The sequence below is a fragment of the Candidatus Thiodiazotropha sp. AKIB8 genome (assembly GCF_058244675.1).
Genome location: NZ_JBSYOO010000054.1, coordinates 12,685 through 36,727, shown reverse-complemented (window position 1 = coordinate 36,727; position 24,043 = coordinate 12,685). Strand labels below are relative to the sequence as shown.

Annotated in this window: 22 protein-coding genes and 3 tRNA genes; 9 read left to right on the top strand and 16 right to left on the bottom strand. The window is 50.4% G+C overall.

Features of this window, described 5'->3' with window-relative positions:
* Window positions 1-17 precede the first annotated feature (17 nt).
* The 4 genes from AC4IFB_RS20215 to AC4IFB_RS20200 all read left to right on the top strand — a co-directional run bounded on the left by AC4IFB_RS20215 (window position 18) and on the right by AC4IFB_RS20200 (window position 2,865).
* On the top strand, window positions 18-1,643 hold the full coding sequence (locus AC4IFB_RS20215) for a tetrathionate reductase family octaheme c-type cytochrome (protein WP_490781135.1): 1,626 nt from the start codon (window positions 18-20) through the stop codon (window positions 1,641-1,643).
* On the top strand, window positions 1,643-2,239 hold the full coding sequence (locus AC4IFB_RS20210) for a cytochrome b/b6 domain-containing protein (protein ID WP_490781134.1): 597 nt from the start codon (window positions 1,643-1,645) through the stop codon (window positions 2,237-2,239). The genes AC4IFB_RS20215 and AC4IFB_RS20210 overlap by 1 nt, the downstream gene beginning before the upstream one ends.
* A gap of 96 nt (window positions 2,240-2,335) precedes the next feature.
* Window positions 2,336-2,412, top strand: a tRNA-Arg gene (locus AC4IFB_RS20205).
* 333 nt (window positions 2,413-2,745) lie between these two features.
* Window positions 2,746-2,865 (top strand): hypothetical protein, encoded by a 120-nt coding sequence (locus AC4IFB_RS20200; RefSeq protein ID WP_490776364.1) that lies wholly within the window; start codon window positions 2,746-2,748, stop codon window positions 2,863-2,865.
* Between the two features lie 64 nt (window positions 2,866-2,929).
* Here AC4IFB_RS20200 and AC4IFB_RS20195 read toward each other — a convergent pair whose 3' ends face one another.
* The 3 genes from AC4IFB_RS20195 to AC4IFB_RS20185 form a co-directional block, all read right to left on the bottom strand.
* The gene (locus AC4IFB_RS20195) at window positions 2,930-3,520 is read right to left on the bottom strand and encodes a mobile mystery protein B (protein WP_490781133.1); all 591 of its coding nucleotides are present in this window, start codon (window positions 3,518-3,520) and stop codon (window positions 2,930-2,932) included.
* Complete coding sequence (locus AC4IFB_RS20190; protein ID WP_490781132.1) at window positions 3,517-3,984, bottom strand: mobile mystery protein A; 468 nt, start codon at window positions 3,982-3,984, stop codon at window positions 3,517-3,519. Before AC4IFB_RS20190 ends, AC4IFB_RS20195 begins: the two co-directional genes overlap by 4 nt.
* A gap of 230 nt (window positions 3,985-4,214) precedes the next feature.
* Window positions 4,215-4,373, bottom strand: a complete 159-nt coding sequence (locus AC4IFB_RS20185) for a hypothetical protein (protein ID WP_490776350.1) — start codon at window positions 4,371-4,373, stop codon at window positions 4,215-4,217.
* Window positions 4,374-4,680: 307 nt separating this feature from the next.
* On the opposite strand from AC4IFB_RS20185, the gene AC4IFB_RS20180 reads away from it, so the two are divergent.
* Window positions 4,681-4,757: transfer RNA gene (locus AC4IFB_RS20180), tRNA-Arg, on the top strand.
* 434 nt (window positions 4,758-5,191) lie between these two features.
* Here AC4IFB_RS20180 and AC4IFB_RS20175 read toward each other — a convergent pair.
* On the bottom strand, window positions 5,192-8,005 hold the full coding sequence (locus AC4IFB_RS20175; protein WP_490781131.1) for a 2-oxoglutarate dehydrogenase E1 component: 2,814 nt from the start codon (window positions 8,003-8,005) through the stop codon (window positions 5,192-5,194).
* A gap of 1,141 nt (window positions 8,006-9,146) precedes the next feature.
* Here AC4IFB_RS20175 and AC4IFB_RS20170 point away from each other — a divergent pair.
* Genes AC4IFB_RS20170 through AC4IFB_RS20160 form a run of 3 tightly spaced genes read left to right on the top strand, consistent with a single transcriptional unit; the run spans window position 9,147 to window position 10,105 of the window.
* Window positions 9,147-9,452, top strand: coding sequence for a rhodanese-like domain-containing protein (locus AC4IFB_RS20170; protein ID WP_490776352.1), 306 nt, complete (start codon window positions 9,147-9,149; stop codon window positions 9,450-9,452).
* 59 nt (window positions 9,453-9,511) lie between these two features.
* Complete coding sequence (grxD, locus tag AC4IFB_RS20165) at window positions 9,512-9,829, top strand: Grx4 family monothiol glutaredoxin (protein WP_490781130.1); 318 nt, start codon at window positions 9,512-9,514, stop codon at window positions 9,827-9,829.
* A gap of 9 nt (window positions 9,830-9,838) precedes the next feature.
* On the top strand, window positions 9,839-10,105 hold the full coding sequence (locus tag AC4IFB_RS20160) for a BolA/IbaG family iron-sulfur metabolism protein (RefSeq protein ID WP_490781129.1): 267 nt from the start codon (window positions 9,839-9,841) through the stop codon (window positions 10,103-10,105).
* Between the two features lie 31 nt (window positions 10,106-10,136).
* On the opposite strand, the gene AC4IFB_RS20155 is transcribed toward AC4IFB_RS20160, so the two are convergent.
* From AC4IFB_RS20155 to AC4IFB_RS20145, 3 genes are read right to left on the bottom strand one after another with little or no spacing between them, the layout of a single operon-like run.
* A complete protein-coding gene (locus AC4IFB_RS20155; protein ID WP_490781128.1) occupies window positions 10,137-10,448 on the bottom strand; it encodes a hypothetical protein in 312 nt (103 codons plus the stop codon).
* Between the two features lie 43 nt (window positions 10,449-10,491).
* On the bottom strand, window positions 10,492-11,130 hold the full coding sequence (locus AC4IFB_RS20150; RefSeq protein WP_490781127.1) for a glutathione S-transferase family protein: 639 nt from the start codon (window positions 11,128-11,130) through the stop codon (window positions 10,492-10,494).
* Window positions 11,121-12,833, bottom strand: coding sequence for an AAA family ATPase (locus tag AC4IFB_RS20145; RefSeq protein ID WP_490781126.1), 1,713 nt, complete (start codon window positions 12,831-12,833; stop codon window positions 11,121-11,123). The genes AC4IFB_RS20150 and AC4IFB_RS20145 overlap by 10 nt, the downstream gene beginning before the upstream one ends.
* A 325-nt stretch (window positions 12,834-13,158) precedes the next feature.
* On the opposite strand from AC4IFB_RS20145, the gene AC4IFB_RS20140 reads away from it, so the two are divergent.
* Window positions 13,159-13,707 carry a flavodoxin gene (locus AC4IFB_RS20140; protein WP_490776358.1) on the top strand — a complete coding sequence of 183 codons (549 nt, stop codon included), beginning with the start codon at window positions 13,159-13,161 and terminating at the stop codon, window positions 13,705-13,707.
* Between the two features lie 13 nt (window positions 13,708-13,720).
* Here the strand turns inward: AC4IFB_RS20140 and ybiA are convergent, their stop codons facing one another.
* The 9 genes from ybiA to AC4IFB_RS20095 form a co-directional block, all read right to left on the bottom strand.
* Window positions 13,721-14,182, bottom strand: coding sequence for a riboflavin biosynthesis intermediates N-glycosidase (gene ybiA, locus AC4IFB_RS20135; RefSeq protein ID WP_490781125.1), 462 nt, complete (start codon window positions 14,180-14,182; stop codon window positions 13,721-13,723).
* An 11-nt stretch (window positions 14,183-14,193) separates the two neighbouring features.
* Window positions 14,194-14,997: an HAD-IIA family hydrolase gene (locus AC4IFB_RS20130; RefSeq protein WP_490781124.1), complete on the bottom strand. Its 804-nt coding sequence runs from the start codon at window positions 14,995-14,997 to the stop codon at window positions 14,194-14,196.
* Between the two features lie 777 nt (window positions 14,998-15,774).
* A tRNA-Ser gene (locus AC4IFB_RS20125) sits at window positions 15,775-15,867 on the bottom strand.
* A gap of 221 nt (window positions 15,868-16,088) precedes the next feature.
* The gene (gene csrA, locus AC4IFB_RS20120) at window positions 16,089-16,271 is read right to left on the bottom strand and encodes a carbon storage regulator CsrA (protein ID WP_069126133.1); all 183 of its coding nucleotides are present in this window, start codon (window positions 16,269-16,271) and stop codon (window positions 16,089-16,091) included.
* Between the two features lie 200 nt (window positions 16,272-16,471).
* Window positions 16,472-17,695 (bottom strand): aspartate kinase, encoded by a 1,224-nt coding sequence (locus AC4IFB_RS20115; protein WP_490775704.1) that lies wholly within the window; start codon window positions 17,693-17,695, stop codon window positions 16,472-16,474.
* A gap of 163 nt (window positions 17,696-17,858) precedes the next feature.
* The gene (gene alaS, locus AC4IFB_RS20110; RefSeq protein WP_490781123.1) at window positions 17,859-20,492 is read right to left on the bottom strand and encodes an alanine--tRNA ligase; all 2,634 of its coding nucleotides are present in this window, start codon (window positions 20,490-20,492) and stop codon (window positions 17,859-17,861) included.
* 254 nt (window positions 20,493-20,746) lie between these two features.
* Window positions 20,747-21,163 (bottom strand): regulatory protein RecX, encoded by a 417-nt coding sequence (locus AC4IFB_RS20105; RefSeq protein WP_490781141.1) that lies wholly within the window; start codon window positions 21,161-21,163, stop codon window positions 20,747-20,749.
* 32 nt (window positions 21,164-21,195) lie between these two features.
* Entirely contained in the window at window positions 21,196-22,224 is a 1,029-nt protein-coding gene (recA, locus tag AC4IFB_RS20100; protein ID WP_490775706.1) for a recombinase RecA, read from the bottom strand.
* Window positions 22,225-22,759: 535 nt separating this feature from the next.
* Window positions 22,760-24,043: an MFS transporter gene (locus AC4IFB_RS20095; protein WP_490781122.1), complete on the bottom strand. Its 1,284-nt coding sequence runs from the start codon at window positions 24,041-24,043 to the stop codon at window positions 22,760-22,762.

Sequence of the window (24,043 nt, the reverse complement as noted above, 5' to 3'; positions counted from 1 at the left end):
TTATCAAAGGTGGCGTCATGTCTAGCATTGTTCAATTTTTGAGCTGCTGCAATCTCCGTGCACTATCCCTCTCATGCGCTCTTTTAGTTGCTTGCATGCCGCTTTCCGCAGCGACAACAGCAAATGAAATCAGTAGCAATTCAACAGCAGATCACACTAAATTCGAAGCGTTACAACAAAACTTTGAATCCGGGCCTGAGGTAACCAAGGCCTGTCTGAGTTGCCATACCGAAGCCAGTAAACAGATCCATAAAACTCTTCATTGGAACTGGAAATTCACCCACCCTGACACGGGTCAGGAGTTAGGTAAAAAGAAGATAGTGAATAGCTTTTGCGGCTCAATCGTGACAAATTATGCCCGCTGTACCAGCTGCCATATCGGTTATGGCTGGAAAGATGACAACTTCGACTTTGCCTCAGAAGAGAATGTCGACTGTCTTGCCTGTCACGATACAACAAATACCTATAGAAAATTTCCAACAGGCGCTGGACACCCAGCTTATGTGGATAAACCCTTCCCCCCCAAAAAAGGAAAAATCTGGAAAGCACCGGATCTCTCTCATGTAGCTCAGAATGTAGGCAAACCAGGCAGACATAATTGTGGCCACTGCCACTTTCTCGGCGGTGGTGGTGATGGCGTCAAACATGGTGATCTTGACTCATCCATGTACAACCCAACGAAAGAGTTGGATGTACATATGGGTGTCGACGGGCTCAATTTTGTCTGCGTTGAGTGTCATACTACCGAGGGGCATGACCTGAAAGGCAGTCGTTACACAACAGTTGCCAAGGATACCCATGGTATAGATATTCCGGGTCGCGATGATCAAAGTCGCGCGACCTGCGAATCCTGTCATGGCATGAAGCCCCATGCCGAGACGATTAACAACAAAATCAATGACCATACCGATAAGGTCGCTTGTCAGACCTGCCACATCCCGTTTTATGCCAGAGGTGGTGTGCCTTCGAAAACCTGGTGGGACTGGTCGACTGCAGGAAAAATGGATGCTGATGGAAAGCACATCAAGAAGAAGGATGAAAATGGTTACGTCACCTATGTCACCAAGAAAGGCAACTTCCAGTGGGGAGAAAACCTGATCCCTGAATATGAGTGGCTATCGGGTGAGATTCGTTACCAGGAACTTGACGAGAAACTGGATCCTACCGCAATTGTTGCCATCAACACTTTTGAAGGAAGTTACGATGACCCGGATGCCAGAATCTGGCCCTTCAAGATTATGCGGGGCAAGCAGCCCTATGACAGTGGCAACAATACATTAGTCATGACCCATCTGTTCGGTAAGGACAGCGAGGCCTATTGGAAGTCTTTCGACTGGAACCGGGCCATCAAGGCCGCCATGGATGCTGGTGGTGCAGCCTACAGCGGTGAGTACGGATTTATCGAAACCACCTATCACTGGCCACTATCCCATATGGTAGCGCCAAAGGCAGAGGCCCTCAGTTGCGATAGTTGCCATAGCCGCAACGGCCGATTGGCCAATCTGAGCGGATTCTACATGCCAGGCAGAGACAGGAGTGAACTGCTCGATATCATCGGTTGGCTGGCATTTCTGGGAACCCTGGGGGGGGTCTCGCTTCACGGCTTGGCCCGCATCGCTCTACGCAACAGGAGGAATGGCTAATGGCACGAGTAATGATGTACAAACGCTTTGAACGCTTATGGCATTGGTCCCAGGCTTTCCTGATCATCTCGATGCTGATTACAGGCTTCGAAATCCATGGAACCTTCTCTATTTTCGGCTTTGAGAAGGCTGTCGATCTGCATATCACTTTCGCCTGGACCCTGATCACTCTATGGATATTCGCCATTTTCTGGCACCTGACCACCGGGGAATGGAAACAATATATCCCCTCAAGCGCAAACAAGCTGATGGCGATGGCCAAATATTACGGGGTCGACATCTTTATGGGGGGCGGGCATCCATTCCACAAAACCAGAGCGCATAAACTGAACCCCCTGCAGCGTATGGCCTATCTCTCCCTGCATAGTCTGATATCACCAGCAGTCTGGCTGAGTGGCCTGCTCTACCTGTTCTATACCTCGTGGTCAGCCTGGGGGCTGGACTGGATGAGTCTGGGAGGCATTGCTTTGATCCATACCGCCGCTGCCTTCGCCATGCTGACATTTCTGGTGGCCCACCTCTATCTGGCCATCACCACCAGTAAGGAACCCTTTGGCTATGTGAAGGCGATGATTACAGGTTACGAAGAGGAGTAGTACTAAGGGGTTGGAGAATTTTCGCAGGTCAGCCAATTGCCATCAGGGCATTGACAAAAGACCAAGATATCTTCAGAATCCGCGTTTCACAAAAACGCGCCCGTAGCTCAGCTGGATAGAGTACCTGGCTACGAACTAGGGGGTCGGAGGTTCGAATCCTTCCGGGCGCGCCATTTTTTACCCCACCAATTTCTACCCTGAAGAAACTGCCCCTCTTGAATCTGAGATAATTCGAACCTCCGAATCAAAATAATCGGTTCGACAAGGCACGCAAGTGCCGCAGAGCGGCTGTAAGCCGTTAATCCTTCCGGGCGCGCCAATTTTTCCACCCCCCCAAAACCTGCTTAATCATTGAATGGTAAGGTAATTTTCGGGGTTAAAAAACCTTCTCCAGGCACATACGCCAGTCTGTCCGCAAAAGTGAGTTTTAGCACTGCATGGCGCTCTTCCATACACCCAAACGGCCACATTGAATAGCTCTTGAGAGGGCTTAAGAGACGACAGAAATCCCGGAGAACCTGCGCTATTACATCGACTACGACGCCATCGCCCGCGACATGGGCTATAACGGCGAAATCGAAGAGATTGATCGCGAGGCGATCATCACCAACGCTTACGATTTCTAGGGCTTCGACCCTTGTTGTTGCGTCTACACCTCTGATGCTGCCGGAGCATTATTGTAAAAGTTGATTAAGAGCGGACGAAGGTGAGTAATGGCCCGTAATCGTGCTGATCGGCGGCGCGTAAGGCATCCACGTAAGCCTGCCGGGTTTCATTGGCATCGACCAGATTTTCCCGGCCCCACGTAAAACGTGGCTGGCCCAGGGCGGTAAGAAGCAGATCAGTGGCCAGACGCGCATGACGGCCATTGCCATTGGGGAATATGTGTGTCCAGACAAGCTTGTGGTGAAACCGTGCGGCGATTTCATCCGGCTGATAGGTATCGTTACTGATCCAGAATCGAACATCGTCCAGAAGCTGGCGCAATTCCACAGGAATGCGGTAAGCATCGACACCGATGTTCTTGCCAGTCTGATGGTGCTGTCCGGCCCATTTCCACACTCGCCCGAACATGCGCTTGTGCAGGTCGTTCAGGAATTTCTCGGAAAGCACATCACGTTTGCGTTTGAAGGCCCACTCTTCGGCTTCAAGAATGTTGGCCTGTTCTGCCTCGTTCAGTTCCGAGCGTAACGTGATATAGGAAGGGATGAGCCCTTCCAGCTCTTCCGCAGAAAGAGGCGTAGAGGCATCGTCATGCTCAGCAAGGAAGTCGTCGCTCATGTGTCATCCCATAGCACGGAACCGCCTTGCGCAACAATTTTGTTGATCAGGCTTTTGAGCTGCTCATTCTCATCGACTGCCCCAACGCCCTGGGCTTCCAGCTTCATGCTGTGCCCGGTGGTCTCAAGCCGCTTTTTGGCGATGATTTTTGCGCGTTCGGCCACCAGATCATTAAGCGGCCTCCTCGGCACCAGAGTATAAACCAAACGGCAATCGAGAGCCTGCGCGGCACGCTCTAGGGAATCGAGCGTGATTGCGCCGTCTTTTTCTGCTTTTTCTATTTTAACGACCCGTGGCTGGCTGACGCCCAAGCGCTTGCCAAGCTGGGCCGTGGTCATGCCCAATGCCTCACGGATAGCCTTGATCCAGCCATATGGCGGACGAGCGAGGCTATCACCATCTGACAGGAGGCTGAGGCGTTTGTCTAGCTGACGGCGGGCTGTGGCACGATCTTCGGGGCGCATGAGAATAACCTATACGTTATAAATAACACAATGAGTTAATAACATATAAGTTATATCATGGCAATAATAAAATAACATAAATATTATAATAAAATAAGATATAATAATATATAGGTTATATTGAATGCCGCATATTCCTCACTTTCGTACCATTCTTTTCCCAGATTTCATACTGATTTTACAGACCTTTTTTGAAAATTCAGTCTGCCTTTAACCGGGTGGCAGATATGTTAGGTGCAGAAAAATAGCCTTTCGGGTGAGAGCTTGGTGTTCAGCAGGTTTTGGATATGTTGCGGCAGGTAAGTGGCAGGATCGTCATAGCCGAACTTGGCGAAGGCATAATGCCAGTGATAGCTGTTCCCGCAGGTGGGGCATTTCGTCGGTGTCATTTATTCTCCATTCGTTAAATATCCGGTTCGTAGCCGTGCTACTGATCGCGGTTCTGGTCTCTGGTTTAGAGTGACTGGTGTGCTCCAAGAACCGGAATAAAGCAATCCATATCACTTCGCCGAGTTGTTCAAACTTGCGATGTGCAAGATATGTTCTTCGAAGGAAAACGCCTCAATGGGATGCTTTCTACCTGGCAGTACGTCCGTGAAGCTTCCTGTTTCAATAACACTGGTGCTGGCACTAATTTACTTTGCTGCGGGTTGAAACCAGGTGAAGAGCAATATATCTTGATAGAGTCACAACGATGCGCCCGTAGCTCAGCTGGATAGAGTACCTGGCTTCGAACCAGGTTGTCGGAGGTTCGAATCCTTCCGGGCGCGCCATTTTTACCCCACCAATTTCTACCCTAAAGAAACCGCCCCTCTTGAATCCAAGATAATTCGAACCTCCGTATCAAAACAGTCGGTTCGACAAGGCACGTAAGTGCCGCAGAGCGGCTGAAAGCCGTTAATCCTTCCGGGCGCGCCATTTTTACCCCACCAATTTCTACTCTGAAGAAACTACCTCAATGCACTGAGCTTCGAGCTTCATGCTGTGCCCGTGGTCTCCATTCCTTTTGTGTGATGTTTTTTTGCGTGCTCGGTAACCAGATCGTCGAGTGGTTTTCTTGACACCAGAGCATAAACCAGACGGCAATCAAGGGCTCGCGCGGCACACTCCAGGGTATCGAGCGTGATCGCTGCATCTTTTTCCGCTTTTTCTATTTTAACGGCTCGTGGCTGACAGACTCCCAGGCGCTTACCTAGCTGAGCCTAGATCATGCCCAATGCCTCACATCGGTATCATCAAGACGCTCTCCCTGATCATCTACCCTGCCTGGGGCAAGGGCGGAATCGATCAGTGCCAACTGTTGCTCTCTATGCAGCGCGCCATCACCACAGGCGGGTGATGCTGAGGGGGGTCTACCTGCATAACCCAGGGATTGTTTGGCCTGAGCCAGAAAACGCAGATGGTGTTGTATCTGATACCAGGCACCCTGGTTGCGGGGCTCTTCCTGGCACCAGAGGATCTCGGTCACTTTTTTATAACCTGCAAGTAACTCAGACAATCTCTGGCGGGGAAACGGATAGAGTTGTTCCACCCTGAGAATGGCGATATCGTCGATGCCCCTCTCCCGCCTGGCCTGCAGCAGATCGTAATAGACTTTGCCACTACACAACACGACACGCCGCACACGCCCCTCATCAAGTGGATCCGCTTCAGGCAGTACGGGTGCCAGACCACCTTCTGTAAAGGCCTGGAGCTGAGACTTGGAAATGGGATGGCGCAGCAGGCTTTTCGGTGTCATCACAATCAGCGGTCGACGAAAGCGCCGCATCATCTGATCACGCAACAGGTGAAAAAACTGTGCCGGGGTGGTGGGCACCCAGACCCGCATATTGAGCTCCGCACACAACTGCAGATAACGCTCCAAACGTGCCGAGGAGTGTTCAGGCCCCTGCCCTTCAAAACCATGGGGGAGGAACAGGGTCAATTGGCATAGACGCCCCCACTTAAGATATCCGCTGGCGATGAACTGGTCGATCACCATTTGTGCTCCGTTGCCGAAATCACCGAATTGAGCCTCCCAGATCACCAGGGTGCCGGGCATTGAGGTGGCATAGCCATACTCGAAACCAAGCACGGCAAGTTCCGAAAGGATAGAATTAATCGCCTCAAATCTGGGCTGACCCTCAAACAGATTTTCCAGAGGGGTATAGGTCAGAAAGTCTTTCTGGTCATGGAAGGTTGTATGACGATGAGCAAAGGTACCCCGAATCGAATCCTGTCCCGACAGACGCACTCCGTAGCCATCTTGCAGTAGTGTTGCATAGGCCAGGGTTTCCGCCATACCCCAATCAAAAGGCACCTCGCCCTCAACCATTTTGAGCCGCTCATTCACTACACGCGCCACTGCCCGTTGCAGGGTAAACCCCTCTGGGAGTTTCAGAATTTGCCGCCCCAGAGAGCAGAGCAGATCATGTTCGACTTTGGTCTCGACCTGTTCACTTGGAAGCGCATTCAGATACTGCTCCCAGTGCGCTTCGTAGCCACTACGTGAGCCACGTAGAAATTCACGTACTACCACCCTGCCCTGTTCCAGAGCGTCGCGATAGCTCTCACGCATCTCTTCTGCATCTTCAGGCTTGACGAGACCGTCCGCAACCAGTCGCTCAGCATACAACTGACGAGTGGTCGGCATGCTGCGGATGCGCTGATACATCTGCGGTTGGGTCATCATTGGCTCATCCGCTTCGTTATGACCCTGTCGCCGGTAGCAGACCAGATCTATCACAACGTCGTTTTGAAATGTCAGGCGGTAATCGATCGCCAGCCGGGTTACAAAGAGTACTGCGTCGGGATCGTCTGCATTGACATGGAAGATCGGTGCCTGAATCAACTTCGCCACTTCAGTGCAGTAGAGGGTGGAACGCGCCTCCTGGGGATGGCTGGTAGTGAATCCAATCTGGTTGTTCACCACTACATGTATGGTGCCGCCTGTGCCATAGGCCGGGGTCTTCGACAGGTTCAATGTCTCAGTAACCACCCCCTGTCCAATAAAGGCTGCATCACCATGTACGATTACAGGCAATACCAGATCGGTTGCGTCCTCCTGGTGCCGATCCTGACGCGCACGACAGCCACCCTGCACCACCGGCCCGATAATCTCCAGATGAGAGGGATTGAATGCCAGTGACAGATGAACAGGCCCGCCCTGGGTCTGAATATTGGAATAGAAACCCTGGTGATACTTAACGTCCCCGGAGCCGGAACGGTGATCCGCAGAATGATCTCCTTCGAACTCGGAAAAGAGTTCACTGGGCGCCTTGCCCAGCAGATTGACCAAGACATTCAGGCGACCGCGATGGGCCATGCCGATCACCACATCGGTGACACCACGCTGACCACCGCCCTGCACTATCTCGTCCAGCAGAGGAATCAGTGAGTCGCCACCTTCAAGAGAGAAACGCTTCTGCCCCACATAGCGTCGATGCAGATAGTGTTCCAGGCCTTCAGCTGCAGTCAAATCCCGTAGGGTGTCGATGCGTTCACGGCGGCTGTTTTGCGCTGCCCAGTCACCCCGGGTCGACTCCAGTCGACGTTCGATCCAGCGCCGTTCATCAGCTGCACTGATATGCAGGTATTCACTGGCCACACTACCGCAATAGACCTGCTCAAGGATCTCAACCACCTCTTTCCCTGTCAGCGTCTGCTCTGCCTCAATGGAAACCACATTGACCTGCTGCCGAAGGTCCTCATCATCCAGCCCATAGTAGGCAGGATCCAGCTCTTTGGGCCGTTGACGTTCCAGCAGATCGAGTGGATCCAGATCAGCATAGAGGTGTCCGGCCAGGCGGTAGGCCATAAACAAACGGTCCAGCCCTGAGTGGATAGTCGGAACCTGGGGTCTCTTGATGGCTGGACTCGCCTCTGCAGAGACACCATGATCAAAACCATAGAAGAAGCTACGCCACTCGGGTGATACCTGATTGGGATCTTCGCAAAAGGCCTCATACAGCTGGTCGATGTACTCAGCACTAGCGCCGACGAAGTCTGACCTTCGACGTTGAGTTTTCGCTTGCTTCTCCACGTTTAGTTCCTACCTTTACGAGTACCATCAGCGGTCAGTCTAACCCTGAAGAGAGTGTCACAAATAGTGATCATCAGCGCAGTTTATCTGCATCTCAGTGCACCGTGGGCTGGGATATTATCGGTGTACTGGAGTGCTTCAGTGTATCACCCGGGGAATAGAGAAGTGAATGGATTTCAAGCAGATCAGCAATGCTGACCTATAACTAACCTGAGGGGAGGTTACTAGCTTCGCCGACATAGATTATTGTCGGATTAGCCTATGTTTTTCTTTGTTATGATCTCCACTACGGAGGTGATCTTCTATCTTCTTGATAAAAATAATCAAGCGATGAATCTTATTATCTTTGCACTCTGTAAAAGATCTACCCGGTCTAACCTGTAAACGATGTTGCCGGTTTGTACCTCACTCCCCTCTCCCCTTGCGGGAGAGGGGCTGGGGGAGAGGGGGGTGTTCAACAACACCATCATCTAGATCATTACTTAACACGACAAGGATTGATTGGATCTTGCCGCATACGATTCAGTTTCATCAAGCGCTGGGCGCTCACCCTCTCCCCAACCCCTCTCCCCAACCCCTCTCCCGTCAAGGGCGAGGGGCTTTTACAGCACTCTCTTGCGGGGGAGTGGGGCTTGAATGCGTGTTTTTACTTTTCGAGCTTGTCTGATCTATGCCTTATAGTTATTTCTAATTACCCTCCATACTCAGCACAAAGAATATCAACCTGTATATACGTAATATGCGGGTAATACAGTTGGTGGGGCAGGGCCCCACCCTACCCGTCTGTATAGGCGTAGGGTGGGGCCCTGCCCCACCAAATCGCGCTGAAAATTCACAAAACCCACTTGCAACCTACCGCAGATCCTTAACTATCACCGTAGCTAACTTTGGAGGGTAATCAGGTAGTTATTTGTACTACTCTACGAACACTATTGTCGGGGAGGCTTTAATAGGTAGGTGTCACATTCTGTTGTGGGACTTGCAACCTTGCAAAAAACGCAATTGTAGAATAACTGACAATCCACCACCGCCAACTTCTGCAATAGATAGCCCGAAAAACATACAGATAAGAGCATCTTCTCTATTGGAACATTTCTTGCTGTCTTCTCAAATAACCTTGCAAACCGAGCCAGGAGATCCTGTGAGTTATTCAGATATTGAGGTTTCAGATCTCAACACGCTTTTGTCAGATGCCAATCCAGTAATCATTGATATGCGGGATCATCAGAGCCAAAGCCGAGGACGACTACCCAGTGCGCTCTCCGTATCAGATGAGACCATCGGCAAACTGATCCAGCAGCGTCGCAACAATCCGGCGGTACTGGTCTACTGCTACCACGGCAATCAGAGCCGTGACCTGTGCAGTTTCCTAACCCAAATGGGCCTGAATAATGTACACAACCTCTCTGGAGGCTGGGAGGCTTGGGAGCGCTTTCAACAATCTTAACTCTGCGGCTGAACACGACATACTAAGTCGCCAGATTAGTAATTAATGGGAACAACTTTATGAAAACCACGGATAAGATCCGCCAACAGCTGACTGACCACCCTGTGATTCTCTATATGAAAGGCACACCGGATGAACCCCGTTGTGGTTTCTCTGCCAAGGCTGCTGCAGTGATGAAGGCGACCAATATTGGATTCGCCCATGTGGATGTACTCTCCTCCCCTTTGATCATGCAGGCCTTGCCAGAAGTTTCCGACTTTCCTACTTTCCCCCAGTTATTCATCAAGGGTGAAATCATTGGTGGAAGTGACATTGTTGAGGCGATGTATGAGAGTGGTGAATTAGTGCCAATGCTGAAGGATGCCGCTGAGGCTTAGGAGTAGCAGATGAAAGAGGAAGAGATAGTCACACGAATTCAAACCCTGCATCCTGATGCAGTTGTCGACATTGCTGGGGAGGATTGCAATTTCGAACTGTTCGTTGTGAGTGAATCATTTACTGGACAGAGCATCCTCAACAGACAAAAGCCGATCCTGGCGCTTTTTAAGGAAGAGATCAGCAGTGGCGCACTGCACGCCCTGTCGATTAAAGCAAAGACCCCAAAAGAACTCTCAGGTCAGGGGGGACTGATTCAGATACAACCACTGAGTTGATCTGCATGGGAATGCTCTGGGCGCCATCCAATCACCCCAGATGCATTGCCAGTAGTTCCAAAGCCCTCTCCTCGTTCAGACCCTCAGCAATCTGAGTGTTATCGTAGCGGTTCGCCCCCTCCATTGCTGGATACTCAAGATGGATACCAAAGTGACCGGGGTTCTGACCATGTAAAGAGACATAAGCAGCTACACCGGGTACGTTTGTGCTATGGAGGCGCACCGACTGCCTATCGTCAAGCTCTTCACTGACCAGGAACCAGGATTCCGCTATCAACCGTTCCTTAAGCAGCAACAGGAGTGCCTTTATTTCTGTCGCTTTGTCGAGTGCCCAGATATTCATGATTATTCCAACCTCCCCTATTTGATAACTGTTGCTCAAAGCATCATGATTTTCTGTAAACAGAGGCGTATCCCTCTTCCATCAAAACCTGTTTGACCGAGGCTCGCTGCAATATCCGGCGGTAGTGATTGAGCAGGTTTTCCGGTAGAGGAATGTCGATTCTATCGGCCCAGAATTCAACATAAAAAAGGGCTGCGTCTGCGATACCAAAGTGCTCAGAGATAAAGTCGCGATCCTCCAGCCAGCCCTCCACAATGGTAAAACCCTGCTCAACTATCTCCTGCCCTCGTGCTTTAATCGCCTCGTGACTGTCGGCATCTGTGGTGTATTGATCAGTGGTAAAAATACGGGTGAAACCCTCCCCGTGGAGGGTGTTAACCACGTAATTCATCACTTCCAACACTCGAACCTCTGCCTCAAGTTCCTGTGGAATAAGCTGGTTCTTGGGATGGCTCCGAGCTAACCACCAGGCGATGGATTGAAAGTCAGTCAAGGCTTTTCCACTATCCAGTAGAAGGGTTGGAATTGTCCCTTTCGGATTTATTGTCAGATAGTCATCACTATGTTGATCACCTGCCATTAGATTCACCAGATGAGCCTCGAATACCAGATCAAGCTCTTCCAGAAGGATATGGATTCCAGTGCTGCATGAACCTGGTGTCATGTAGAACTTCATGGACATGACGACACACTCTCTGGCTCCATGCCCCGAAAGACACAGCAACGCTCGAACACATCAAGGGTGGGTTCAACAGATTTATGTTGGCAATATTTTGCCACCAGTTTAGCCAACCCCTTGATATCGCGACCACTGGCTTTAAGGTAGATCTGCGCAAGATGTTCGATCTGCTGCTCTTCAATATCGAGTCCGAACTGTTCAACCATCACCGCCCAGATCTTGCGCCGGTCTTCAAACTCCGGAGGATGATATTTGATCATGGCGATGCAGCGGGAGACGATGGCTTCATCGATATCATCGACCCGGTTGGTAGTTAAAAAAAGCAGACCGTTGAAGTACTCCAATACGCGCAAAAAGACCCCCACAACCGCATTGGCTGCGATATTGTCATCCCGCCGCTTGATGTAGACGTCCGCCTCATCGATAAGCATTACCGCACCCCAACGTTGAGCCCGGGTCAAGGTCTCCTTCAACGCCCGTTCCATCTCGGTAACATTGAGCCCTAACTGACCGGAGTGAACCCGATAGAGCGGTCGGCGAATAATTTCGGAGTAGACCTCGGCAGTAAGTGTCTTGCCAACGCCTGGTGGCCCGGCACAAAGTACAGTGGTGCCACCGGACTTGCCCTCTACGATATCGTCCATCAGCAGATCCATCTCCGCAGTCAGGATATCGATCAAATCGGTCTGTTCCGGAGGCAGTATCAGTTTATCTTTCAGCTCAGACTGGTATTCATAGGGTTTCATATCATCGACATGGACCCAAAGATGGTGGTGAAGATCGAGATGGAATAGGAGAATGTAGCCATGTACCGGCACTTCAGTGAAGAGTTTTTCGGGGATCTCTTGCTGCAGTGACTCGGTCGCACCCTCAACCTTTTCATCAAAGCGGGTGCTGCGCCCTGCCTTGCTCAGATACTTGCCAAGGATATCCCCAGGCAGATCCATTGCGAGGGCACGCTCTTTGAGAATCTCTTCATCATTGACCAGTCTCGCCCAACCACCCCCACTGGAGAGCACAACACGGTTCTTTCGGCTCCAGTCTGTATTTCGATGCGAGGCTGTTGGGTCATCAGCGAAGATACCTGTCCCCTTTGCATTAAACTGACGACCATAATCGGAACGCCAGTCGAAGAAACGCTCCGCCGACCTATCATAGGCAGCAATCAGCGCTTCGGTCTCCTTGAGAAAGCCCTTGCTGGCAAATATCTCTGCTAAGGATTTGTCAACAATATCCCGACTGCGGATTACCAGGTTGACGGTAACGATCTTGGCCATGGCATTAGCCTTGAGATCTAGAAGAATACGTCCGTTCTCCTCCTCCCCCGGAGGTGTGAAATCGATTCGTGATACGAGATATGGGGCAGGACGACCAGTGGCATCTGCTTTGAACAACCACCCCCGTATGGCATCTTTGAGGAGAAACTCCGCAATATCGGGCACCAATCGTTCGAGATCATCCTCAGAATATCGAACTCCAGGATCATTTACGGCGTGTTCCAGATTGGCAAGTTGCGCTGCCTGTCCAGCCATCCCCGGCCCTGCATCTTCATAGAGATTGCGCAGATAACCCAACTGCTTGGATGAAAGTCGCCGGAATGGGACTTCTGCCCGATTGCCGAATTTGAGTTGTTCGCTCAACAGAGACAAGTCAGGAAACTCATTGACCATCAACTCGACATAGTTGCGCTCTATTTGAAGATTCATACCCAGGAAACCCCATGAACAGATAGATTCATCAGATCCAAGCAAGGGATATACCAGTACTTTAGTGACTGAATTTAAAGAAATATTTATATGGCTTGTCACATTTATAACAGTCGGAAAGCCTTCATTGTCGATTTTGAAAGGTTTTAAATCGATGTTTTGTACTGTTTCTAAGTGACTGACAGTGGCCTCCATCCAGTGAACACTGGCGTCAGAGTGCGATAGATAGCGAATTCATCAACCAGTGAAGAGATAGATATTTTTCTGGCTTGGAAATTGCCTTACCCAATTGCAATTGAGACAAAACATTGATGGAATTTTCAACATGCATAAAATCGGAATCTTCTTCGGCACTGAATCGGGTACAACCCGTCTCATAGCAAAAAAGATCGCCCGCAAGATAAACTCATGCCGGGAGGGTGATCCAGCTGCAAAACCGATTAACGTCAACCGCATCGACAAGGATCAGTTTCTCGCCTATGACAAGCTTATTCTCGGCACGCCAACCTATAGCGATGGGAAACTTCCTGGCAAGGCGAGCGGGAACGAAGAGGAGAGCTGGTTAGAATTTCTGACACTGATCAAACAGGTAGACTTGAGTGGCAAACAGATTGCACTCTACGGGTTAGGTGACCAGGAGAGTTACCCTGACCATTTCGTCGATGGATTGATGCGCCTCTACCGCATTATGGAGAAGGCGGGTGCACAGATGATTGGTGGATGTGGAGTCGAGGGTTTTGAGTTCAACCACTCCATGTCAGTCGTTGATGGACGTTTTGTCGGTCTGGTATTGGATCAACATCTGCAGCATCTGTTAACAGAACAGCGTATCGATGCCTGGCTGGAAGAGATACTGCCACAGATGCTAGTGTAGTGCTTCATATAAATTAACTCTGCTCTTCGCGAATTTTCTCTCGAACCGCCATCAACACCTTACCGAAGGTGTTGTGGCCCAGTCCATCTCTACCGCAACCCCAGTAGTAGTCATACTGACTGGTTTCGGTGATCTTCCGCTCACCGGTTTCCAGCAGCTTTGCAGCAACCTCATGATGGGTCTTACATTTAGTATAAATGGCACGGGTCATCATCACTTCCCGCACTTGCTTCCAATCTTTGCGGATCTGCCGCTTATGGGCAGCAGCTATTTTTTGCGCCTGATTCGGGTGATCGGCGGATCTGATCGCTTCACGTTGTTCAGCCTGTTCAAACTTCATGCCCTGATAGTAGTGCTCGACAGAGGGCCAAACCGCACCATCCAGTTCAAACCCTAGTTTGGAAAAGCTGGCCAGAGGATGGTTCACATCGGCTCTGGAGAGGTAGTAAGGCTGTTTGGCCTCGGAAAAGATCATCTCAGTTCTCCTTAATCACTAGGGCCTGTTAACAAAATCGAGCCCAATTCAGTCAGGGAGTCCAGGTCCCAGTCTGGTTTAGGCAGCTCTTCGGGATAGGCTTCCCCCGGCGCAAACCGTCCGCTTCGCACCAACACAGTTTTCATACCGAGCCTGCTGGCGCCGGCGATGTCAGTATCGGGCCTGTCACCGACCATCAGGCACTCTTCCAATGTTACGCCTACACGTTCTGCTGCCATTTCATAGAGTAAGGGTTGTGGCTTTCCGATGAATAGCGGAGCTATTCCTGTGGCAAGCGCAAAGGGGGCTACTAAAGCGCCACCTCCAGGTAGTATCTGGTGATGACCATCCACATTGGCATCAACACTCTGATCCGGATTGGTACAGACCAGTCGGGCGCCCCGCTTCAGGATCAGGTTGATACCGATGGTAATCGTCTCATAGTCGATGCCTGCGCCTTCACCAATGATAACAAATTCAGCTTCTGTCTGGTCTTCATGCCCATGAAGCTGAAGTGCCAGGTGGAGACCTTCAGCACCTACTGCATAGTATCGAAAACCAGGTTTTTCCTTGACTAGCCAGAGGGCCGTTGCCTCAGCTGAGGTGACGATCTGTTGCTCAGCTGGCCTGGCAAACCCCATTTGCTCGAGACGATCTGCGACCCTGGCAGGAGGCAGGATAGGGTTATTGGTTATGAAGGCATGAGGCATATCTCTTACCTCAGACATAAATTGCAGGGCTTCTGGGATCGCCTTCTCGCCGTGATAAAGGATGCCGTCCATATCTAACAGCAGGGCTTTAATAGGCGATTTCACAGGATTTCATTTTGATGGGTTGACTCGAATGATGTCAGTAACAGCTTTTTAGACATTGTACGTTTATGGGGCAGCTTGAACAATTCAACAGAATTCGTATTTCTGCTTGTTGGCCCGCTTTGTATGGGAATGTGTATATCTGAAGCCTGTACCTCGTACCGTATGCACTCCCAGCGCTGGAGCGTGGGAACAAGAAAGGGTCTGCTTGGTTTGGGAGTGTGCTGGTTGTCGGGATTGATTCGCTTCGCTCACCCCTGCGGGGCGCCTGCGCTGCGCTGCGGCGTCCTGCGTCGCTGCGCGCCTTGTGATTCGACTTCGGCTCACCCCTGCGGGGCGCCTGCGCTGCGCTGCGGCGTCTGCGTCACTGCGTTCCTTTCGAACGAAGGGTTCGAATCAAATCCTCTCTCTCCGCCATAAAAAAAGGGCTGAGGGTCTCCTTGGCTTAGGAGTGCGCTGGTTGTCGGGATTGACTCGCCTTCGGCTCGCCCCTGCGGGGCGCCTACGCTGCGCTGCGGCGTCTGCGTCACTGCGCGTTCCTTTCGAACGAAGGGTTCGAATCAAATCCTCTCTCTCCGCCATAAAAAAAGGGCCGAGGGTCTCCTTGGCTTAGGAGTGTGCTGGTTGTCGGGATTGATTCGCTTCGCTCACCCCTTGCGGGGCGCCTGCGCTACGCTGCGGCGTCTGCGTCACTGCGTTCCTTTCGAACGAAGGGTTCGAATCAAATCCTCTCTCTCCGCCAAATAAAAAAAGGCCCCGATTGGGGCCATTTTTTTTATTTGGCGGAGAGAGAGGGATTCGAACCCTCGATGGAGCTATTAACCCCATACTCCCTTAGCAGGGGAGCGCCTTCAGCCGCTCGGCCATCTCTCCGGTTTCTTTACTTTTTGGGGGAATTGTCATTTCGTATGACTTCCTTGCCACGTATCCAGGCTTTGTGCCCTGCGTGTCAATTAGTAACTACGTCGACAGCGCCCCAAAAGGAGACGAGATTGTACAGATTTATTTCTCCATAAACAAAAAAAACTTTGCCTTCCCTGGCAAAGTTGTTTGTGAGGTGATGAACCTCGTCTTTTTTGTCTTTCAAATCCTAACTATGAAGATTCTTCAGATTGTTCTCTTTTGATTCGTTCGTAAATCTCTTCCCGATGTACAGTCACATCTCGTGGTGCATTCACACCGATTCGAACTTGATTGCCCTTTACCCCTAATACGGTAACAGTGACTTCATCTCCGATCATCAAAGTTTCGCCTACACGGCGAGTCAGTATTAACATTTCCAGTCTCCATGTGTTTCCTTATGTTACTGGTATCATCCTGTAGTCACTCCTACAGACTCATACCATTGCCAACCAAGCCGCCGTAGTACGGGACCGGTATTTCTATTTTAGCAATTGGATGGAGTGTTAAAAAGAGAAAAAAGTCCTGAAACACCTAGAAATGATACCAAATTTGTAAGTTTTGGTTAATTTTAGGATCAAACTTCGCTTTCCAGTTCAAATGCATCGTGCAGAGCACGAACACCCAGCTCTAGATACTTCTCATCGACAACGACTGAAATCTTGATTTCCGAGGTGGAAATCATGCGGATATTGATCCCTTCAGTAGCCAGAACTTCAAACATTTTACTGGCAATCCCGGCATGAGAACGCATCCCTACACCGACCAGGGATATTTTTACAATTCGATCATCCGACAGGACTTCACGAGCCCCCATTTCTGTGGCGGTCTGTTCCAATATATCCTTGGCCCGCTTGAAATCACTTCGATTTACGGTGAAGGTGAAATCGGTTCGCCCGGTATCGTGGGAGATATTCTGAACGATCATATCAACTTCGATATTCTGACTCGAAACCGGGCCAATGATCTTGTGGGCCACCCCGGGTTGATCTGGAACTCCCAGGATCGTCAGTTTTGCTTCATCGCGATTAAACGCAATACCTGAAATCTTTGCCTGTTCCATTGTCTCTTCCTCAAAGGTGATCAGTGTGCCTTCGCCCTCTTCGAAGCTGGAAAGGACACGTAGGGGAACATTATATTTACCAGCGAACTCTACCGCGCGAATCTGCAATACTTTAGATCCAAGACTGGCCATCTCAAGCATCTCCTCAAAGGTGATGCGCTCCAGTCTCCTGGCGTTCGGCTCCACTCTGGGATCGGTGGTATAGACACCATCCACATCTGTGTAGATCTGACACTCATCCGCTTTTAGCGCTGCAGCCATTGCTACTGCTGTGGTATCTGACCCACCCCGTCCCAGGGTAGTGATACTGCCATGCTCATCCACACCCTGAAAACCAGCGACAACCACTACCCGGTTAGCATCCAGATCGGCTTTTACCCTGGCGGCATCGATATCCCGGATTCTCGCTTTGCTGTAAGCGCTATCGGTGAGAATGTGGACCTGGCCACCAGTATAGGAGCGAGCAGGACAGCCAATTTTTTGCAGTGCCATGGATAACAATGCAATGGTAACCTGCTCACCTGTGGAGACCAGCACATCCATCTCTCTCGGATCAGGAGCCTCGTCTATCTGACTTGCCAAGCCGATCAATCGGTTGGTCTCTCCCGACATGGCAGAAACAACCACCACAACCTGGTCACCCTTCTCCCGATATGCTTTGACCTTTTCAGCAACTGCTGAGATTCGCTCAACACTGCCAACGGAGGTTCCACCGTATTTTTGCACTATGAGTGCCATGTCAGTTCAATGTCCTGTAAATAAACGCCATAAAAAAATTGCACATTTAACACTATTGGCTGGTGGGTTTAAACTCTATATTGAGTATTAACCTGCACCTGTCGTGCTATATGATGTCACTATCTAAAGCTGGTCTTTAAGATTTGCTAGCTACCCAGGCCTCTTAATTACCACCGAGTCTCTCTTTGACCCAAGGCTCGACAAGAGCCAGTGCCTGGGGAATAGCATCAGGATTGCTGCCGCCAGCCTGTGCCATATCGGGACGACCACCACCTTTTCCACCGACCTGCTCAGCAGCAAGTTTAACCAGATCTCCCGCCTTCATCTCTCCGGTAAGATCCTTGGTTACACCAGCGACAAGAGAGACCTTTCCACCTGCTACTGCCGTCAACAGAATAACAGCTGAACCCAATTTGTTTTTCAGCTGATCCATTGTTTCACGCAATGATTTCGGATCAGTGCCCTCCAGATTGGCAGCCAATACCTGCACCTCGCCAACCGCAACGGCTGAAGAGGCCAGATCACTTCCCGCAGCACTGGCCAGCTTGGCCTTTAACTGCTCAAGCTCTTTTTCAAGTTTACGGTTCCGCTCCAAAATCTGGGCCAGCTTCTCCTCAATCTCATCCCGTCCCGATTTGATCATATCGGCAACACGCTGAACCCGCTCTTCATCAGCTTCCATCAGTTCGACCGCGCGTTGACCAGTGACCGCCTCTATACGTCTTACACCGGCAGCAATTCCGGTTTCTGCAGTAATCTTACAAAGACCGATATCCCCTACTGCATTGACATGGGTGCCACCACACAGCTCTGTGGAAAAATCCCCCATACTCAAGACCCGTACCTGATCGGCGTACTTCTCACCAAACAGGGCCATGGCGCCAGACTCTTTTGCCTGTTCAAGAGACATGAGTTCAGTGTTAACAGCGTGGTTGTATCGAATCTGCTCGTTCACAATCTGCTCAATTGTCTGCAGTTGCTCACGGGAGATCGGTTCGAAATGGGAAAAGTCGAAACGCAGTCGCTCTGCATCGACCAGTGACCCTTTCTGAGCCACATGATCACCCAGTACCTGCCTGAGCGCAGCATGGAGTAGATGTGTTGCAGAGTGGTTGAGTGCAGTGGCTTGACGGGTATAGGCGTTGACCTGAGCAATCACCTGATCACCAACTTTTATTGCGCCCTCCTCCAGCTTGCCGATATGGGCAAACAGTTCACCAGCCTGTTTACGGGTGTCATCCACTTCGAACAACATACCAGAGCCTTCCAGGGAACCCATATCACCCACCTGACCACCGGATTCAGCATAGAAAGGGGTATGGTTGAGAAATACCATACCGCTCTCACCCTGTTTCAGTTCTTCAACTGCTTCACCATCCTGGAACAAGGCAACAACCTCAGCTTTCTCCTCAAGTTGATCATAACCAGTAAACGCAGTCTGCTGATCCAGAGAAAGATCGATAGCCTCTCCAGCTGCAAACTGGCTTGCCGCCTGGGCCCGCTTTCTCTGTTCAGCCATCGCCTCATCAAAACCTGCCTGATCGATGCTCAAGTCATGCTCACGGGCAACGTCTGCAGTCAGGTCTCTTGGAAATCCATAGGTATCATAGAGTTTAAATACCGTCTCACCCGGTATCACTTTGCCATCCAGCGTGGATATCGTCTCTTCGAGGATTTTCATACCCTGTTCAAGGGTCTGGGCAAAACGCTCCTCTTCCAGGCGCAGTACCTTTTCCACCTGGGATTTTTGCTTCTCAAGTTCGGGGTAAAAATCTCCCATCTCCTTGCAGAGCGGTTCAACCAGTTTATGGAAAAAAGATCTTTTTACCCCCAGCATATAACCATGCCGAATGGCTCGACGGATGATTCGGCGTAACACATAACCACGCCCTTCGTTTGAGGGTAAAACCCCATCAACAATCAGAAAAGCGCAGGAACGAATATGATCGGCAATAACCCTTAATGACTTCTCTTGCAGGTTGTCGCATCCGGTTACCTTGGCCGCCGATTCTATTAAATGGGCAAACAGGTCAATCTCGTAGTTGCTGTGTACGCCTTGCAGTACTGCGGCCAATCGTTCAAGACCCATACCTGTGTCAACTGACGGCTTCGGCAATGCAGTCATCTCACCATCTGCATCCCGATTGTATTGCATGAAGACCAGATTCCAGATTTCGATGTAACGATCGCCCTCTTCCTCCGGTGTGCCTGGAGGACCGCCCCAGATCTCTTCCCCATGATCGTAAAAGATCTCGGAACAGGGTCCGCAGGGCCCTGTGTCACCCATCGACCAGAAGTTGTCGCTCTCATATCGCTTACCGCCCGGTTTGTCACCAATACGGGTAAAGCGGTCAGCATCGACACCGATCTCTTTTAGCCAGATATCGGCCGCTTCTTCATCATCCTGGTAAACGGTAATCCAGAGCTTTTCCGAGGGTAGACCTATAGTCTCAGTCAGAAACTCCCAGGCATAATTGATGGCATCTCGCTTGAAATAGTCACCAAAACTGAAATTGCCCAGCATTTCAAAGAAGGTGTGATGACGGGCTGTGTAACCGACATTCTCAAGGTCGTTATGCTTACCACCAGCCCGGACACAGCGCTGAGAGCTTGCCGCCCTGCTGTAATCCCGCTTCTCGCGCCCAAGAAATAGATCCTTGAACTGCACCATACCGGCATTTGTGAAAAGCAACGTTGGATCGTTTTGCGGAACCAAGGGGCTGCTGGTGACCACCTGATGCTGATGTTGGTCGAAATAGTCCAGGAAGGCTTTGCGAATGTCAGCGCTGGTTTTCATGATTAGAGCGTTAAATTACCGTTAAAAAACAAACAATAGAAGATAACAGGATCAGAGAAAAAATGCCCGTTTTTGGTTGTATAAAAACCTTGGGAACCTCTGATCAATTCCGGTTCGGGAGTATAGACAAAAAATCCCAGGATTCCACATGCTGAAGCTTGAGATTGCAAACGCCTTTTTTGCCACAGAATGGTGCAAGCATCTCTATGTTCTATGAAGTTAAGAGAGATGGTGTCTAGTAGGCCTGCGGTCCACTAGTCCAACAACAATGCCCGGATGAGCTCGCCAGGAAAACCTCGTGATTCGAGAAAACGAGCCCGTTTAGCCAGCGCTTTATTGGAATCGGCCTTCTCGCAACCAAACTTGGTGTCATGAACCTCCTTTAGGAGATTCCACCACTGATCGGCATAGGCTTCCAATGCCTCTTCAGTCAGTTGACTGGCTACCCCCCGCTCACGCAGTTCCAGCCGAATACGAACAGGGCCTTGCCCTTTCCTGATACGACTCTCTACGAAGGCCTCTGTAAAACGGGCATCACTAAGTAGATCGGAAGCGCTCAACTCTTCCAATACCCGTTCGATCTGGTCGGAGTCGTAATGACGCTTGAGGAGTTTGCGCCTGAGTTCCTCTTGGGAATGCTCCCGAGCGGCCAGAAATCTGACCGCCGAGATTTCGATATCAGTGTAGTCGGAGTCGGCTTCGCTCAGCTTTCTGCCTCTTCCAATTTCTCTTCCTTTTCATCTACAGGTAAGAGTTCAGCACGGATACGTGTTTCGATTTCGTTGGAAATGTCAGGGTTTTCCTTGAGAAAATTACGTACGTTTTCCTTACCCTGACCAATACGGTCACCGTTATAGCTGTACCAGGCCCCTGATTTATCAACTATGCCCTGTTTAACACCCAGCTCAATAATCTCACCTTGTAGTGAAATACCCTCGCCATAGAGGATTTCAAACTGAACCTGTTTGAATGGTGGCGCCACTTTATTCTTAACCACCTTGACACGGGTATCGTTACCCACGACCTCATCACCCTTTTTGATGGCACCGATACGACGAATATCGAGGCGTACCGAAGAGTAGAATTTCAGCGCATTACCACCGGTGGTCGTCTCCGGACTACCGAACATGACACCAATCTTCATACGTATCTGGTTAATAAAGATCACCAGACAGTTGGTGCGTTTGATATTCGCGGTAAGTTTACGCAACGCCTGCGACATCAGACGAGCCTGAAGTCCCACATGAGAATCGCCCATATCCCCTTCGATCTCAGCCTTCGGCGTCAGTGCTGCCACCGAGTCGATAACCACCACATCAACTGCACCGGATCGTACCAACATGTCGGTAATCTCGAGGGCCTGCTCGCCGGTATCCGGTTGAGAGACCAGCAACTCATCCACATTGACTCCGAGCTTTTCTGCATACTGAGGATCCAAGGCATGCTCTGCATCGATAAAGGCCGCTGTGCCACCTACCTTTTGAGCCTCGGCAACCACCTGCAGGGTAAGCGTGGTTTTACCTGAAGATTCCGGACCATAGATTTCAACCACGCGACCTTTGGGCAGGCCACCCACACCCAGGGCAACATCCAGGCTGATCGAGCCAGTCGAGATAGCCTCGATATTTCTGATGGCATTGGTATCGCCCATACGCATGACGGAGCCTTTGCCGAACTGCTTCTCAATCTGTCCAAGAGCAGCACTCAAGGCCTTTGTACGGTTTTCATCCATTCGGTGAATCCTCATCTGTGATCTTACGAAATTATTCAATGGACAGAATTATCACACAGCCACAAGCTCACGTCATGAGTCTTCAACAGATAAAACCTATGCCACTGCTGCCCGATTAACTTTCAATCTTCTCAGAACAACTCTGAAAGCCCCTCTCCCTTTACGGGAGAGGGGTTGGGGAGAGGGTGTACGCGAAGCGTTTCATTTGATTGATTGATAAAAGCGCATTGATCAATCATATTTTTCTTGCTGATTGTTGGAGAAAATAGGGTGTTTGTTCACCCCCCTCTCCCCCAGCCCCTCTCCCGCAAGGGGAGAGGGGAGTTTCTCTCCCACCTATTTAAAATACTGATGACTTGTAAGTTTTTTCTAGCAGTGACTCTCTACTTTACAATGCTTTTTCATGTCTCAATTCTCAATCTGCAATAGAAACCAACAACAATGAATCAGTTACAAACGTAATAGTTAAAGTAAGTGGGGCAGCAATGAAGCTATGCCTTTGTTTTAACCTAAAAAATCAGTTGACCGCTCCATTCTAATAGCAAGTACCTGATTTTGTAGAAAATAGCTTCGATGCAGAATTGACCGCTACCCTTGCACCCACCAGGGTTTCTTCAGGATACTCACTGCCGGTTCTACTGTATCTACGCTCATATCTACCCAGCCAAACAGCCAGACTCAGGGTGATGGTTAATATCAGAAGTGAGCCGGCAACAACACCTGACCAACCCAACCAGCGCCAGAAGGGTTCCAGATAGAAACCACCCAAGGTGGCTCCGGCATAGTAGAACATCAGATAGAGCGATGTAGCACTGCCTCGAGCGCTCTTTGCATGCCCAGCGACCCAGCCTGCCGCCAGTGAGTGGGCAAAGAAAAATCCCAGTGCATTGATAAACAGGCCGGCAATAATCCAGTTCAGCTGCTGATTCAAAGTTAGCAAGGTACCGATCATAAAAACCGCAATACCCACGCCTATGGCTACTGGCTGGGAGCGATTGTGCACCAGTCGTCCAGAAAAGCCGGCAGCTAAGGTGCCTGTCAGATAAGTCAGAAAAAGCAATCCCAACCAGGAGGATGTAAGAGTGAATGGTTCATCAGCCAGAACAAAGGTGATGTAGCTGTACTGATTCACAAAAATCATAAAGTTCAGCCCGCCGATAAAGCAGGCGGCCAGTATCAGGGGATTACGAAGGTGGCCGGAGAGCCCACTCATCACATGCCCCAGACTCAAAGGTTTAGCCTTAAAGCGACTTGAGGCAGGTAACAACCAGACAACAGTGATCAGACAGATAAGATCGAATCCAGCCAACGTCATAAAACTATAAGACCACCCCCACTCAGCGGCAACCAGACCACTGATCAAACGACCGGCCACCCCCCCAAGTGAGTTGGCGCCAATGTAGAGACCCACTGCCAGAAGCAGCCCTTTTGGCTCAAACTCCTCTCCCATATAAGCCATCGCTGCAGCGGGCAGACCGGCGATGAAAGCCCCCTGCATACCCCGCAACACCAATAACTGTGTGTAGTCGGTAACAAATGCAGCAGCAACGGTAGTCAGGCACAAGAGAATCAGGCTGGTAAAGATGACCACCCGCCGACCTACGGCATCTGACAGTGGCCCAAGCAACAGCAGAGCCCCCCCCAGTGAGAGGGTTGCCACAGATAGACTCATTGTGGCCTGGAGAGAATCGACAGCGAACACTTCGCGAATCAGTGGCAACAGAGGCTGGGTGATGTATAGATTACTGAACACCATGATCGAGCCGACACATAGTGCCACTGTTGCTCGCCAGAATTCTGTTGTGTGGGTCTGAATCAT

Excerpts from the sequence above, each read along its gene's own strand:
- recA (WP_490775706.1), bottom strand. The coding sequence starts at position 22,224 with ATGGATGAAAACCGTACAAAGGCCTTGAGTGCTGCTCTTGGACAGATT.
- csrA (WP_069126133.1), bottom strand. The coding sequence starts at position 16,271 with ATGTTAATACTGACTCGCCGTGTAGGCGAAACTTTGATGATCGGAGAT.
- AC4IFB_RS20095 (WP_490781122.1), bottom strand. The coding sequence starts at position 24,043 with ATGATTCAGACCCACACAACAGAATTCTGGCGAGCAACAGTGGCACTA.
- ybiA (WP_490781125.1), bottom strand. The coding sequence starts at position 14,182 with ATGATCTTTTCCGAGGCCAAACAGCCTTACTACCTCTCCAGAGCCGAT.
- AC4IFB_RS20160 (WP_490781129.1), top strand. The coding sequence starts at position 9,839 with ATGAAAGAGGAAGAGATAGTCACACGAATTCAAACCCTGCATCCTGAT.
- grxD (WP_490781130.1), top strand. The coding sequence starts at position 9,512 with ATGAAAACCACGGATAAGATCCGCCAACAGCTGACTGACCACCCTGTG.
- AC4IFB_RS20215 (WP_490781135.1), top strand. The coding sequence starts at position 18 with ATGTCTAGCATTGTTCAATTTTTGAGCTGCTGCAATCTCCGTGCACTA.
- AC4IFB_RS20190 (WP_490781132.1), bottom strand. The coding sequence starts at position 3,984 with ATGCGCCCCGAAGATCGTGCCACAGCCCGCCGTCAGCTAGACAAACGC.
- AC4IFB_RS20195 (WP_490781133.1), bottom strand. The coding sequence starts at position 3,520 with ATGAGCGACGACTTCCTTGCTGAGCATGACGATGCCTCTACGCCTCTT.
- alaS (WP_490781123.1), bottom strand. The coding sequence starts at position 20,492 with ATGAAAACCAGCGCTGACATTCGCAAAGCCTTCCTGGACTATTTCGAC.
- AC4IFB_RS20145 (WP_490781126.1), bottom strand. The coding sequence starts at position 12,833 with ATGAATCTTCAAATAGAGCGCAACTATGTCGAGTTGATGGTCAATGAG.
- AC4IFB_RS20210 (WP_490781134.1), top strand. The coding sequence starts at position 1,643 with ATGGCACGAGTAATGATGTACAAACGCTTTGAACGCTTATGGCATTGG.
- AC4IFB_RS20115 (WP_490775704.1), bottom strand. The coding sequence starts at position 17,695 with ATGGCACTCATAGTGCAAAAATACGGTGGAACCTCCGTTGGCAGTGTT.
- AC4IFB_RS20140 (WP_490776358.1), top strand. The coding sequence starts at position 13,159 with ATGCATAAAATCGGAATCTTCTTCGGCACTGAATCGGGTACAACCCGT.
- AC4IFB_RS20185 (WP_490776350.1), bottom strand. The coding sequence starts at position 4,373 with ATGACACCGACGAAATGCCCCACCTGCGGGAACAGCTATCACTGGCAT.
- AC4IFB_RS20150 (WP_490781127.1), bottom strand. The coding sequence starts at position 11,130 with ATGTCCATGAAGTTCTACATGACACCAGGTTCATGCAGCACTGGAATC.
- AC4IFB_RS20155 (WP_490781128.1), bottom strand. The coding sequence starts at position 10,448 with ATGAATATCTGGGCACTCGACAAAGCGACAGAAATAAAGGCACTCCTG.